At 39.1% G+C, this 11768-nt stretch carries 22 protein-coding genes; all 22 read left to right on the forward strand.

Going from position 1 to position 11768, the window contains the following annotated elements:
* A partial coding sequence (rplD, locus tag ACO1O5_RS17870) for a 50S ribosomal protein L4 (RefSeq protein WP_486272643.1) occupies nt 1–471 on the forward strand: 471 nt, incomplete at its 5' end.
* Between the two features lie 38 nt (nt 472–509).
* On the forward strand, nt 510–809 hold the full coding sequence (rplW, locus tag ACO1O5_RS17875) for a 50S ribosomal protein L23 (protein ID WP_486272645.1): 300 nt from the start codon (nt 510–512) through the stop codon (nt 807–809).
* Between the two features lie 50 nt (nt 810–859).
* Nucleotides 860–1702 (forward strand): 50S ribosomal protein L2, encoded by an 843-nt coding sequence (gene rplB, locus ACO1O5_RS17880; protein ID WP_486272646.1) that lies wholly within the window; start codon nt 860–862, stop codon nt 1700–1702.
* A gap of 59 nt (nt 1703–1761) precedes the next feature.
* Nucleotides 1762–2034, forward strand: a complete 273-nt coding sequence (gene rpsS, locus ACO1O5_RS17885) for a 30S ribosomal protein S19 (protein WP_150412868.1) — start codon at nt 1762–1764, stop codon at nt 2032–2034.
* A gap of 36 nt (nt 2035–2070) precedes the next feature.
* Nucleotides 2071–2631: a 50S ribosomal protein L22 gene (rplV, locus tag ACO1O5_RS17890; RefSeq protein WP_486272649.1), complete on the forward strand. Its 561-nt coding sequence runs from the start codon at nt 2071–2073 to the stop codon at nt 2629–2631.
* A 9-nt stretch (nt 2632–2640) separates the two neighbouring features.
* Complete coding sequence (rpsC, locus tag ACO1O5_RS17895; protein ID WP_486272651.1) at nt 2641–3459, forward strand: 30S ribosomal protein S3; 819 nt, start codon at nt 2641–2643, stop codon at nt 3457–3459.
* Nucleotides 3460–3525: 66 nt separating this feature from the next.
* Nucleotides 3526–3945 carry a 50S ribosomal protein L16 gene (rplP, locus tag ACO1O5_RS17900; RefSeq protein ID WP_486272652.1) on the forward strand — a complete coding sequence of 140 codons (420 nt, stop codon included), beginning with the start codon at nt 3526–3528 and terminating at the stop codon, nt 3943–3945.
* Nucleotides 3946–3985: 40 nt separating this feature from the next.
* Entirely contained in the window at nt 3986–4201 is a 216-nt protein-coding gene (rpmC, locus tag ACO1O5_RS17905; protein ID WP_486272655.1) for a 50S ribosomal protein L29, read from the forward strand.
* Nucleotides 4202–4212: 11 nt separating this feature from the next.
* Nucleotides 4213–4470 (forward strand): 30S ribosomal protein S17, encoded by a 258-nt coding sequence (gene rpsQ, locus ACO1O5_RS17910; RefSeq protein ID WP_486272657.1) that lies wholly within the window; start codon nt 4213–4215, stop codon nt 4468–4470.
* 102 nt (nt 4471–4572) lie between these two features.
* Nucleotides 4573–4941 (forward strand): 50S ribosomal protein L14, encoded by a 369-nt coding sequence (gene rplN / locus ACO1O5_RS17915; RefSeq protein ID WP_486272659.1) that lies wholly within the window; start codon nt 4573–4575, stop codon nt 4939–4941.
* Between the two features lie 69 nt (nt 4942–5010).
* Nucleotides 5011–5352: a 50S ribosomal protein L24 gene (rplX, locus tag ACO1O5_RS17920; RefSeq protein WP_486272661.1), complete on the forward strand. Its 342-nt coding sequence runs from the start codon at nt 5011–5013 to the stop codon at nt 5350–5352.
* On the forward strand, nt 5352–5918 hold the full coding sequence (rplE, locus tag ACO1O5_RS17925; RefSeq protein ID WP_486272663.1) for a 50S ribosomal protein L5: 567 nt from the start codon (nt 5352–5354) through the stop codon (nt 5916–5918). Before rplX ends, rplE begins: the two co-directional genes overlap by 1 nt.
* A gap of 52 nt (nt 5919–5970) precedes the next feature.
* Nucleotides 5971–6240 carry a 30S ribosomal protein S14 gene (gene rpsN, locus ACO1O5_RS17930; RefSeq protein ID WP_486272665.1) on the forward strand — a complete coding sequence of 90 codons (270 nt, stop codon included), beginning with the start codon at nt 5971–5973 and terminating at the stop codon, nt 6238–6240.
* A gap of 86 nt (nt 6241–6326) precedes the next feature.
* Complete coding sequence (gene rpsH, locus ACO1O5_RS17935; RefSeq protein WP_486272667.1) at nt 6327–6725, forward strand: 30S ribosomal protein S8; 399 nt, start codon at nt 6327–6329, stop codon at nt 6723–6725.
* Nucleotides 6726–6800: 75 nt separating this feature from the next.
* Nucleotides 6801–7355, forward strand: coding sequence for a 50S ribosomal protein L6 (gene rplF, locus ACO1O5_RS17940; RefSeq protein WP_486272668.1), 555 nt, complete (start codon nt 6801–6803; stop codon nt 7353–7355).
* Nucleotides 7356–7405: 50 nt separating this feature from the next.
* On the forward strand, nt 7406–7759 hold the full coding sequence (gene rplR, locus ACO1O5_RS17945) for a 50S ribosomal protein L18 (RefSeq protein ID WP_486272670.1): 354 nt from the start codon (nt 7406–7408) through the stop codon (nt 7757–7759).
* A 26-nt stretch (nt 7760–7785) separates the two neighbouring features.
* Nucleotides 7786–8301: a 30S ribosomal protein S5 gene (gene rpsE / locus ACO1O5_RS17950; RefSeq protein WP_486272672.1), complete on the forward strand. Its 516-nt coding sequence runs from the start codon at nt 7786–7788 to the stop codon at nt 8299–8301.
* Nucleotides 8302–8363: 62 nt separating this feature from the next.
* The gene (gene rpmD, locus ACO1O5_RS17955) at nt 8364–8546 is read left to right on the forward strand and encodes a 50S ribosomal protein L30 (RefSeq protein ID WP_486272673.1); all 183 of its coding nucleotides are present in this window, start codon (nt 8364–8366) and stop codon (nt 8544–8546) included.
* Between the two features lie 93 nt (nt 8547–8639).
* Nucleotides 8640–9089 (forward strand): 50S ribosomal protein L15, encoded by a 450-nt coding sequence (gene rplO / locus ACO1O5_RS17960; RefSeq protein WP_486272675.1) that lies wholly within the window; start codon nt 8640–8642, stop codon nt 9087–9089.
* Nucleotides 9090–9145: 56 nt separating this feature from the next.
* Entirely contained in the window at nt 9146–10492 is a 1347-nt protein-coding gene (gene secY / locus ACO1O5_RS17965) for a preprotein translocase subunit SecY (protein ID WP_486272677.1), read from the forward strand.
* Between the two features lie 62 nt (nt 10493–10554).
* Entirely contained in the window at nt 10555–11358 is an 804-nt protein-coding gene (gene map / locus ACO1O5_RS17970; protein ID WP_486272679.1) for a type I methionyl aminopeptidase, read from the forward strand.
* 102 nt (nt 11359–11460) lie between these two features.
* Nucleotides 11461–11768: NAD(P)/FAD-dependent oxidoreductase (locus ACO1O5_RS17975; protein WP_486272681.1), on the forward strand; the 308-nt coding region annotated here is incomplete at its 3' end.

Here is an 11768-nt window from a genome sequence, read left to right on the forward strand (position 1 = left end):
AAACTTCACAAACAAAAAGGTACCGGTGGCAGCCGTAAGGGAAATCTTCGTAACCCGTTGTATAAAGGTGGTGGTACAGTTTTCGGACCTAAACCTCACTGTTACGACATTAAGTTAAACCGCAAGGTAAAAGATCTCGCAAAAATTGGTGCGCTGAGTGCAAAAGCAAAAGACAATAAGATTTTTATTGTAGAAGATATAACCATGGAAGCACCTGCAACCAAGCAATTCACGCAAATATTCAGCACAATAGTTCCGGAAAGCAGGAAAGCGCTGTTCATTATGCCTGAGCACAATGAAAATGTTTACAAAAGTTTTCGTAATGCACCCGCAATCTGTGGAACGCTGTTGAGCGATATCAATACGTATGACATAATGAATTCGGATACGGTTGTATTTACTGAGAGTGCAGCTAAGATTTTTGTAGAAGAAAACGACGAAGAAAAAGAAGTTGCTGTAGCGAAGAAATAGAAGAAAGTAATTTAAGTAACAAAAAAAATTGAAAAGACATGAAACTGTCTGAAGTTTTAATAAAGCCTGTGTTATCTGAGAAAGTTAACCGTCTAACGGAAAAGCATAATCGCTATACCTTTATTGTGAACAGGAAGGCCAATAAGCTGGAAATTAAGAAAGCGGTAGAAGAATTCTACGGTATCCAGGTGGAAGATGTTAACACGTTAACGATGCCATCAAAGGTAAAACAACGTAATACAAAGGCAGGGTTACTCACCGGCCGTAAAGCTTCAAAGAAGAAAGCAGTAGTAACAGTAGCTGAAGGAGAAACGATAGATTTATACGGAAATATATAGGAAGAATTTTAAAAAATCCCTGTAATTTTTAGGGAGTAAAATAAAAAAAAATGGCTTTAAGAAAATACAAACCAACAACCGCAGGAACACGCTGGAGAATTGGTAATGCGTATGCAGAAGTTACTACAAACGTTCCTGAAAAGAGCCTGGTAGAAAAAGTACATCATACTGCTGGCCGTAATGCCCAGGGACGCAGAAGTATGAGATATCTTGGCGGCGGACATAAAAAAATGTATCGCTTAATCGATTTTAAAAGAGATAAGAAAGATATTCCTGCAATTGTTAAGTCGATCGAATACGATCCGAACAGGAGTGCATTTATTGCTTTGGTTTCTCATGTTGATGGTGAAAAAAGATATATACTGGCGCCACAGGGTTTGCAAATTGGTGGTTCAATAGTAAGTGGCGATGCGGTGGCTCCTGAATTGGGCAATGCCTTGATGCTTAAAAATATCCCTTTAGGAACAGTGGTTCACAATATTGAAATGCAACCCGGCCAGGGCGGAAAATTAGCCAGAAGTGCAGGATCATCAGCCCAACTTGCTAATAAAGAAGAGAAATATGCAGTATTGAAAATGCCAAGTGGAGAATTGAGAAAGATTTTGATTAACTGTTATGCAACGGTAGGTGTGGTAAGTAATAGTGATCACAACCTGGAAAGCAAAGGAAAAGCTGGCAGAAACCGGTGGTTGGGCATCAGGCCAAGAACAAGAGGTGTGGCAATGAACCCCGTCGATCACCCAATGGGCGGAGGTGAAGGAAAAGCATCCGGAGGACATCCAAGAAGCAGGACAGGCAAGTATGCAAAAGGACAAATTACCCGTGTTCGCGGTAAAGGTTCGGATAAAATGATTATTCAGAGAAGGAACGGTAAGAAATTGCCGAATAAATAAATAAACAATTACTGTTAAAATGGCCATGCAGGTTATGGCAAATCAACAAAAAATAAATTATGGCTCGTTCAATTAAAAAAGGTCCTTATGTAGAAGCTAAGCTGGAGAATAAAGTGCTTGGCATTAATGAGGGTAAATCGAAGAAAGGTGTTATTAAAACATGGTCACGTCGCTCTACAATTACGCCAGACTTTGTAGGCCATACATTCGCGGTACATAACGGAAATAAATTTATTCCTGTATACGTAACCGAATTTATGGTAGGTCATAAGTTGGGTGAATTTGCACCAACAAGAAACTTTAAAGGTCACTCAAGTAAAAAGATCGCATAATTATCAGCCATAAGCTGATTAAAGAAAATAAACAAAATGGAAGCAGTAGCTAAATTAAATAATTACCCCACTTCTCCCCGCAAAATGCGTTTGCTGGCAGATTTGATACGTGGGCTTGAGGTAGAAAAAGCTTTAGGTATTTTACAATTCAACCCAAAGCACCCTGCCGTGCCAATGTATAAATTATTAAAAAGCGCCATTAATAACTGGGAGCAAAAGAACTCCGATGAAAAAGTAGAGGATGCAGGCCTGATCGTAAAAACGATAATGGTAGATGGCGGCAGAGTTATTAAGCGTATGCGCCCGGCACCACAAGGCCGCGGATACAGAGTGCGCAAACGCAGCAATCATGTTACAATTATTGTTGACAGCAAACATAACGGGGCGCCTTCAGTAAAAAAGAATTTTGCCAAAGCTGAAGTTTTACCAGAGGTAGTTGTGGCTGAACCAGAACAAAAGGTGGTTACACCTAAAAAGTCAGCTGCTAAAAAGGCAACCGCTAAAAAAGAAGCAACAACAAAGACAACAACCAAGAAAGAAAAAACTGCTGAAGAGACAACTGAAAAGAAAGCTACAGCTAAAAAAACAAAAAAATAAAAACCGAAAATGGGTCAAAAAACAAATCCGATTGGTGCCAGGTTAGGAATCATCCGTGGATGGGATAGCAACTGGTTTGCTCACCCTAAAGACTATGCGAAGAAATTGATAGAAGATGATAAAATAAGAACCTATTTAAATGCCCGTATTAACAAAGGCGGTATAGCTAAGATTGTTATAGAGCGGACGCTTAATAAGCTAATCATCACCATTCATACATCAAAGCCCGGTATCATTATTGGTAAAGGCGGTGGAGAAGTAGACCGTATTAAAGAAGAATTAAAGAAACTTACCGGCAAAGACGATGTTCAAATAAATATACTTGAAATACGCCGCCCCGAGTTGGATGCTAATATAGTAGCCGACACCATTGCAAGGCAAATTGAAAATCGTATCAATTATAAAAGAGCGATCAAAATGTCGATTGCTTCTGCTCTCAGGATGGGTGCGGAAGGAATTAAAGTAAGAGTTGGTGGAAGATTAGGTGGCGCTGAAATTGCCCGTAGTGAAGAAATAAAGCAAGGTCGTACTCCATTACATACGTTGCGTATGGATATTGATTACGCCAATGTATTTGCACAAACTGTTTATGGCAAAATCGGAGTGAAAGTATGGATTTGTAAAGGAGAAGTTCTTGCAAAAAGAGATCTTAACCCCAACATCATTGCAGGCGGCGGAAAAAGCGATAATGAAATGCAAGGCGATAGGAGAGGCGGATTTAGTGATAGACGTGGTGGCGGAGACAGAGGAGATAGACGTGGTGGCGGCGGCGGAGACAGAAGAGGTGGTGGCGGCGGTGGCCAGAGAGGCGGCGGCGGACGCAGATAATTTTTTTGAAAGCTTTTAAATAAAAGATTTCAACATTCAACAATTTAATAATTCAACAACTTATTTATGTTACAGCCAAAAAGAACGAAGCACAGAAAGATGCAGAAAGGCCGTATGAAAGGCGATACCAAGCGTGGTGCTTCTATAGCATTTGGAACATTTGGCTTGAAAGCCCTTGAAGAAGTTTGGTTAACTAACAGGCAGATTGAATCGGCAAGACAGGCATTGACACGCCACATGAAACGCGAAGGAAATGTTTGGATAAGAATATTTCCCGACAAAGCGATAACCAAAAAGCCAGCAGAAGTGAGAATGGGTAAGGGTAAAGGAAATCCTGAATATTTTGCTGCTGTTGTACAGCCAGGAAGAATCATTTTTGAAGCAGATGGAGTTACGGAGCAGGTTGCCAAGGAAGCGTTTGAATTGGCTGCTCAAAAATTACCTATTGCTACAAAATTTGTTGTAAGAAGAGATTACCAGGCATAATTGGTGGTAAACTGATTTGCATATTATAAATAAAAAAGAGATGTCTAATAAAAACGATTTTAGAAACAGTTTAAAAGAGATGACCGAGGTTGACCTTAAAGCGAGGATCGAAGAAGATGAACTGCGTATAAAGAAACTTAAATTTGCTCACGCCGTTTCCCCTTTGGAAAACCCGATGAGTATTCGTGATGTCAGGAAAGACCTGGCACGTTTAAAAACTGAATTAAAGTCAAAACAATCTGGCTCTAAATCATAAAAAATACAATAATGTTGGATAGAAATTTAAGAAAAACAAGAACAGGCGTGGTTTCCAGCAACAAAATGGACAAAACCATAACTGTAAAAGTTGAAAGGAAAGTGAAACATCCTTTATATGGTAAGTTTATTAAGAAAACGACCGGTTTTCACGCTCACGATGAAAAGAATGAGTGCAGCATTGGAGATATTGTGAAAATTATGGAGACCAGGCCAATGAGTAAATTGAAGCGCTGGAGGTTAGTAGAAGTAATCGAAAAAGTGAAATAAGAAAGCTGTCAGCTGGAAGCCAATGGCTAATAGCATACAATTTCAAAAACATCAGTTAATCAGCTAAAGGCAAACGAGCCGGAAGCTAAAAGCTAAAATAAAATGATTCAGCAAGAAAGCAGGCTAAATGTAGCAGACAATAGTGGAGCAAAGGAAGTTCTGTGTATTCGTGTTCTTGGAAATTCCGGTCAGGATTATGCCCACGTAGGCGACAAAATAGTGGTGACGGTAAAAGATGCATTGCCCCAGGGTGGTATCAAGAAAGGAACAGTAAGCAAAGCTGTAATAGTTCGTACAAAAAACAAGCTTCGTCGTAAAGATGGATCTTATATCAGGTTCGACGACAATGCGGTTGTGCTTTTAAATGCAACGGATGAACCAAGAGGAACCAGAATTTTTGGGCCGGTTGCCCGCGAACTTAGAGACAAAGGGTATATGAAGATAATTTCCCTTGCCCCTGAAGTTTTATAATTGTATCTTTGCACCCCCAAAAAAAGGGGCATTTAATAAGAATAACTAAAGACAAAACATTTGTCAAAAATGAAGACAAGATTTAAACCAAAGTTCAGTATAAAGAAAGGTGATTCAGTGGTAGTAATAACCGGTGATGATAAAGACCTTACAAAACCGCGTAAAGTGCTGCAGGTAATTACGGAGAAAAACCGCGTGTTGGTAGAAGGAGTAAATTTTGTAACAAAACATACAAAGCCTTCTGCTCAAAATACTAAAGGTGGTATCATGAAGGTTGAAGCTCCGGTTGCCATTTCAAATGTAATGCTTTGGGATGCCAAATCCAGGTCACATTCAAAAATCAGCAGAGCAAGAACTGAGGACGGTAAGTTATTAAGAACATCAAAAAAATCAGGGGAGGTAATTAAATAATGAGCACCGAAAAATATACTCCGAGACTGGCAGATAAGTATAAGAAGGAAGTTATACCTGCTTTAATGAAAAAATTTGCATATAAATCTATAATGCAGGCACCAAGGCTTACCAAGGTTTGCATCAACCGTGGCGTGAATGGAGCGGTTGCCGATAAGAAATTAGTTGATGTTTCCATTGAGGAATTAACAACAATTACCGGTCAGAAGGCTGTAGCCACTATGTCAAAAAAAGACATTTCCAACTTTAAGCTTCGTAAAAATATGCCCATTGGCGCAAAGGTTACTTTACGCGGCGTGAATATGTATGAATTTGTTGACAGGTTAGTATCCGTGTCTCTTCCCCGTGTTAGGGATTTTAAAGGTATCAGCGACAAATCATTTGATGGTCGTGGAAATTATACTTTGGGAGTAACTGAGCAAATTATTTTTCCTGAAATTGACATCGATAAGGTGAATAAGATTACCGGACTTGACATCACTTTTGTAACAACGGCAAACACTAACGAAGAAGCATTTGAATTGTTGAAAGAGTTAGGCATGCCATTTAAAAATGTAAAGAAATAACCATTCGATCCCGATAATTTGGGACCCGGGGTGACAAAAAAATATAAAAACTATGGCTAAAGAGTCAGTAAAAGCAAGGCAGAAAAAGCGTGAGAAGATGGTGGCGAAATATGCTGAAAAAAGAAAGGCTTTGAAAGAAGCAGGTGACTATCGTGGCTTGGATCTTCTTCCAAAGAACGCATCTCCTGTTCGTTTAAAAAATCGTTGTCAGCTTACCGGCCGCCCACGTGGTTATCTAAGGCACTTTGGGCTTTCAAGGAATATTTTCCGCGACATGGCTTTGGAGGGCAAAATTCCGGGTGTTAAAAAAGCAAGCTGGTAGACCCCCGACCCCTAAAGGGAAGGCAAAAATAAAAATGAAATCTTTAAAATTAAACACTCCCTTTAGGGAGATGGAGGGTACAAAAAATGGTTACTGATCCTATAGCAGATTACTTAACAAGAATTCGAAACGCTCAAATGGCCAATCATAGGCTTGTAGAAATTCCGGCTAGCAATTTGAAGAAACGTATCACCGAAATCTTATACGATAAGGGATATATTTTGAAATATAAATTCGAAGATGATTCAAAGCAAGGCTTGATTAAGATAGCCTTAAAATACGATCCTTCAACTAAGCTTCCGGCAATTCAAAGCCTGGAAAGAGTTAGTCGCCCGGGTTTACGTACCTATTCAAAGCCAGATGAATTTAAAAGGGTAAAGAATGGCTTAGGCATCGCAATCGTTTCTACTTCTAAAGGTGTAATGACCGATAAAGAAGCCAAGTCTCAGAATGTGGGTGGCGAAGTTTTGTGCAATATTTATTAATCTTTTTTTGGTAAGATAATTAAGCCTTAGTCGTGGCTGAACACTGCCAAAGTAACAATAAAATAAAAACCGGCTATGTCAAGAATTGGAAAAAATCCTGTTGTAATTACAAAAGGTGTTAATGTAACAGTGGGGACTGATAATGTAATTACAGTAAAAGGACCTAAAGGAGAATTAAAGCAAGCCATTGACCGTGACATTAAAGTTGAGGTTAAGGATGATAAAATTGAATTTGTTCGGCCCACTGACCAGATCAGGCATAAAGCTTTGCACGGCTTATATCGTTCACTTGTAAACAATATGGTGCAAGGTGTAACCGAAGGTTATGTAAAAAAACTTGAGTTGGTGGGTGTGGGTTATAAAGCATCTAACCAGGGCAATCTGTTAGATCTTTCTTTGGGATATTCTCACAATATTGTGTTCGAAATTCCTAAAGAATTGAAAGTTGTTACTGCCCAGGAGAAAGGTAAAAATCCTATTATCACTCTTGAAAGTATCGATAAGCAATTGCTTGGGCAGGTTGCTGCAAAAATTCGCAGCCTCCGCAAGCCTGAACCGTACAAAGGAAAGGGTGTGAAGTTTGAAGGTGAGGTGTTACGCAGAAAGGCTGGTAAGTCTGCAGGTAAATAAGTAAGTAAATAACATTTCTCCGGCAGTATCGGAGAGCAAATAGAATAACAATGAACTCAAAAGTTAGCGCAAGGCAAAAGATCAGGTATCGCATCCGCAAAAAAATAAGCGGCAGTGCTCAAAAGCCAAGACTTAGCGTTTACAGAAGCAACCGCGATATTTACGTGCAGTTAATTGATGATGCAAATGGGGTTACACTCGCTTCTGCATCCTCAAAACAAGCCGATATTGCTGCTCAAAAAGTAAACAAGGTGGAAAAGAGCAAATTGGTTGGATCGGCAATTGCAAAAAAATCAGAGGAACTCGGCATTAAGGATGTTGTATTCGACCGGAGTGGTTATATCTATCACGGACGCATCAAAGCAATAGCTGAAGGAGCAAGAGAAGGTGGCCTTAAATTTTAATTTAAAAGCTGTAAAAATTATCAATATTGAAAGCAAATACGCAAAGAATAAAAGGTGGAGATCTTGAGCTTAAAGAAAAAGTAGTATCTATCAACCGTGTGGTTAAGACAACCAAAGGTGGGAGGGCATTTAGCTTTTCAGCGCTCGTTGTAGTTGGAAATGAAAATGGCGTGGTAGGCCAGGGTTTGGGTAAAGCCAAAGAAGTTCAGGAAGCTATACTCAAGGGAATTGATGATGCAAAAAAGAATCTTATAAAAGTTCCGATAATGCATGGTACCATACCTCATGAGCAATGGAGCAAAGAAGGTGCGGCAAAAGTTTTGATTAAGCCAGCCGCCCAGGGTACAGGTGTAATTGCCGGAGGTAGTATGCGTGCAGTATTGGAAAGCGCCGGTATTACCGACGTGCTTGCAAAATCACTTGGTTCAGCTAACCCTCATAATGTTGTTAAAGCAACGGTTAAAGCTTTGGCAACTTTAAGGGAACCAATCAGTGTTGCCAAAACAAGAAATATTTCTTTAAAGAAAGTATTTAATGGATAATATAACCGGTCACTAAACCATTAGAAAATAATGGCAACGTTAAATGACCCAATGAATAAAAAATGAAAAAGATTAAAATAAAACAAGTAAAAAGTGGAATTGATCGCTCAGAGCGGCAAAAGCTAACACTTAAAGCTCTTGGATTAAACAAGATGAATGCGTCGAAAGAAGTTGAGGCTACGCCACAGATTTTGGGAATGGTAAAAAAGGTGAATCACTTGATTACTGTTGAAGAGATCTCTTAATGATATTTTTGTTTTACAAATAGTTCTCTTAAAAATTATTACAATCATAAGCGAGCTCCGGGTACACGGAGCGTTAAGTTCAAAAAAAGTACAATGCAACTAAGCAATTTACGGCCTGCAAAAGGCGCAACTCACAAGGAAAAGAGAATAGGTCGTGGTGAAGCTTCCGGTAAAGGTGGAACTTCAACCAAAGGTAATAAAGGCGGACAGAGCCGCGCCGGTTACAAAATTAAGATGGCTCACGAGGGTGGCCAGATGCCTATTCAACGCCGGCTTCCCAAGCGCGGATTTAAAAACATCAACAGGATAGAATACAAAGTTTTCAACCTTGGTCAAATTGATCAGTTGATTGAAAAACATGGCCTGAAAGAATTCAATCTTGAAAATTTGTACATCAATAATTTGATTAGCCAGAATGATAGGGTTAAGATCCTTGGCAATGGGGTATTGAAGACAAATATTCCATTCAAAGTAAATGCGATAAGTGCAAAAGCGAAGGGCGCAATTGAATCTGCAGGCGGAACTGTCGAAATAGTTAAATAAATAATTGATATTTGCTTTCTGAAACGCAAAGCAAATAATTAAATCTTGATAATTCTGTGAAGAAATTCATCAAAACATTAAAAAACATCTGGACAATAGAAGAATTGAGAAATAAGATTCTCTTTACTTTATTGTTGATACTCATTTATAGGGTCGGCTCTTACATTGTTCTTCCCGGTATTGATCCCAACCAGTTAACGAATCTGCAAAATAGTTCCAAGAGCGGTATGTTGGGATTACTTAATGCATTTGTAGGCGGAGCTTTTGCGAAGGCTTCTATTTTTGCTTTGGGAATTATGCCGTACATCTCTGCTTCGATTTTTATGCAATTGATGACAATACTGGTTCCTCAAATTTCAAAAATTCAGAAAGAAGGGGAAAGTGGTCAGAAGAAGATTAATCAATGGACACGCTATCTAACAGTTATTGTTACAGCTTTCCAGGCGGCTGCTTATATTGGATTTTTACAGAGCTCAAACCAGGGAGCGATGTTGCCTGCTTTCCAATCCTATTTTTGGGTTTCTACGGTAATCCTTCTTACGACAGGTACGTTATTCGTGATGTGGTTAGGGGAAAAAATAACAGATAAAGGTTTGGGTAACGGAACTTCGATAATAATTATGGTTGGTATTTTGGCAAGGCTTCCGCAAAATTTTATGCAAGAGTTTACTGCGAAGCAAACCCGTGGTGGTGGTGGATTATTAATATTCCTAGTTGAAATAGCTGCTTTTATAGCTGTAATTCTTGGATTGATAGTGCTGGTTCAGGGAGTTAGAAAAGTTCCGGTGAATTATGCAAAGCAAATAGTGGGTAACAGGCAGTTTGGCGGAGCAAGGCAATTCCTTCCACTAAAAGTAAATGCCGCAGGTGTTATGCCTATCATCTTTGCGCAGGCAATTATGTTTTTACCTACAATTTTCTTAGGTTTTCAAACTACAGGTAAAAGCTGGGCACTATATTTCACGCAACCCACCAATCTGGTATATATGATTGTGTATTCGATAATGGTTATAGGATTTACGTTTTTATATACCGCGTTGATATTTAATCCACGACAGGTTTCCGATGATCTTAAACGTAGCAATGGATTTATACCTGGCGTTAAACCGGGCCAGCCTACAACTGATTATATTGGTGCCATTATGGATCGCATCACTTTACCAGGTGCTATCTTACTTGCCTTTGTGGGAATCTTACCTGGTATTGCTCAGTTGCTCGGGGTTACGCAGGGATTTGCTTCATTTTATGGAGGCACGTCATTATTGATTATGGTTGCCGTTGTTTTGGATACGCTTCAACAAATTGAAACGCAATTATTGATGAGGCAATATGATGGGTTGATGAGTTCGGGCCGCATCCAGGGAAGACAGTCTGTTGCGCCTGGTGTAACCGGAAATGTTTAATAATTTTATAGCGAGTTTATTTATATCCCTGGCCTATAATGTCAGGGTTTTTTTTAAATAGTATGATTATTTATAAAACACATGAAGAAGTTGAACTGATAAGGGAAAGTTGTTTGCTTGTGAATAATACCATTGCTGAAATAGCCAAGCATGTGAAGCCTGGTATTTCTACTCTTCACCTCAATAACCTGGCGGAAGAATTCATTCGCGACCATGGTGCTATTCCGTCATTCAAAAATTATCATGGTTTCCCTTATGCCTGTTGCATGTCAGTGAACGATGCAGTAGTTCATGGATTCCCTACAAATAAGCCGCTTAATGAAGATGATATTTTATCGGTAGATGTGGGAACATTTAAAAATGGATTTCATGGCGACAGCGCATATACGTTAGCGTTAGCAAAGGTGGCCGATGCAACAAAGCAACTAATGCGTGTTACAAAAGAATCACTTTACAAAGGAATTGAAAAGGCAATTGTTGGTAATCGGGTAGGAGATATTTCTTTTGCTGTACAGGAATATACTGAGCGTAAAAACGGATATGGCGTAGTGCGTGAATTAGTAGGACATGGTTTAGGCCGGGACCTTCATGAAGATCCACAGGTTCCCAATTATGGTAAACGTGGCAGTGGCACTAAATTGCAGGAAGGACTTGTAATTGCCATTGAGCCCATGATAAATCTTGGTAAGCGGTACGTGTACAATGATAGAGACGGATGGACTGTGCGTACCAAAGATGGTAAGCCATCGGCGCATTATGAACATACCGTTTGTGTAAGAAAAGATAAAGCAGATATTCTTTCTTCTTTTGAATCAATTGAAATTGCCGAAAAATCAAATCCAAATTTGTGTTCTGATTACTACTAGAATTTAATTTCAATTTTATATTTCCTCTTTTAATTCTGCGAAGCAAGGCATTTTTTTTACTTTCATTAATGCATTCTGTCACTTTGTTTTGATTAATAAAAAATGCACAAGAAAAAATTGGTTGTAATAGGAGGAGGGGCCGCAGGTTTTTTCTGCGCCGTAAATGCTGCTTCTGAAAATAGAAACCTTGAAGTAACAATTGTAGAAAAAACACATAAACTTTTAAGCAAAGTGAGGGTGAGCGGAGGCGGAAGATGTAATGTTACCCATGCCTGTTTCAGTATTGCGGAAATGATAAAAAAATATCCGCGGGGCCAGAAATTTTTAAGACAATCCTTTCATCATTTTTTTACGACGGATACAATTGAATGGTTTCAAAGCAGGAATGTAGTATTAAAAACGGAAGCCGA

The sequence above is a fragment of the Ginsengibacter sp. genome, from assembly GCF_057362405.1.

Bases quoted from the DNA above. Each gene is read 5' to 3' on its own strand.
- rplW (WP_486272645.1), top strand. From the start codon at position 510: ATGAAACTGTCTGAAGTTTTAATAAAGCCTGTGTTATCTGAGAAAGTT.
- rplB (WP_486272646.1), top strand. From the start codon at position 860: ATGGCTTTAAGAAAATACAAACCAACAACCGCAGGAACACGCTGGAGA.
- rpsS (WP_150412868.1), top strand. From the start codon at position 1,762: ATGGCTCGTTCAATTAAAAAAGGTCCTTATGTAGAAGCTAAGCTGGAG.
- rplV (WP_486272649.1), top strand. From the start codon at position 2,071: ATGGAAGCAGTAGCTAAATTAAATAATTACCCCACTTCTCCCCGCAAA.
- rpsC (WP_486272651.1), top strand. From the start codon at position 2,641: ATGGGTCAAAAAACAAATCCGATTGGTGCCAGGTTAGGAATCATCCGT.
- rplP (WP_486272652.1), top strand. From the start codon at position 3,526: ATGTTACAGCCAAAAAGAACGAAGCACAGAAAGATGCAGAAAGGCCGT.
- rpmC (WP_486272655.1), top strand. From the start codon at position 3,986: ATGTCTAATAAAAACGATTTTAGAAACAGTTTAAAAGAGATGACCGAG.
- rpsQ (WP_486272657.1), top strand. From the start codon at position 4,213: ATGTTGGATAGAAATTTAAGAAAAACAAGAACAGGCGTGGTTTCCAGC.
- rplN (WP_486272659.1), top strand. From the start codon at position 4,573: ATGATTCAGCAAGAAAGCAGGCTAAATGTAGCAGACAATAGTGGAGCA.
- rplX (WP_486272661.1), top strand. From the start codon at position 5,011: ATGAAGACAAGATTTAAACCAAAGTTCAGTATAAAGAAAGGTGATTCA.
- rplE (WP_486272663.1), top strand. From the start codon at position 5,352: ATGAGCACCGAAAAATATACTCCGAGACTGGCAGATAAGTATAAGAAG.
- rpsN (WP_486272665.1), top strand. From the start codon at position 5,971: ATGGCTAAAGAGTCAGTAAAAGCAAGGCAGAAAAAGCGTGAGAAGATG.
- rpsH (WP_486272667.1), top strand. From the start codon at position 6,327: ATGGTTACTGATCCTATAGCAGATTACTTAACAAGAATTCGAAACGCT.
- rplF (WP_486272668.1), top strand. From the start codon at position 6,801: ATGTCAAGAATTGGAAAAAATCCTGTTGTAATTACAAAAGGTGTTAAT.
- rplR (WP_486272670.1), top strand. From the start codon at position 7,406: ATGAACTCAAAAGTTAGCGCAAGGCAAAAGATCAGGTATCGCATCCGC.
- rpmD (WP_486272673.1), top strand. From the start codon at position 8,364: ATGAAAAAGATTAAAATAAAACAAGTAAAAAGTGGAATTGATCGCTCA.
- rplO (WP_486272675.1), top strand. From the start codon at position 8,640: ATGCAACTAAGCAATTTACGGCCTGCAAAAGGCGCAACTCACAAGGAA.
- map (WP_486272679.1), top strand. From the start codon at position 10,555: ATGATTATTTATAAAACACATGAAGAAGTTGAACTGATAAGGGAAAGT.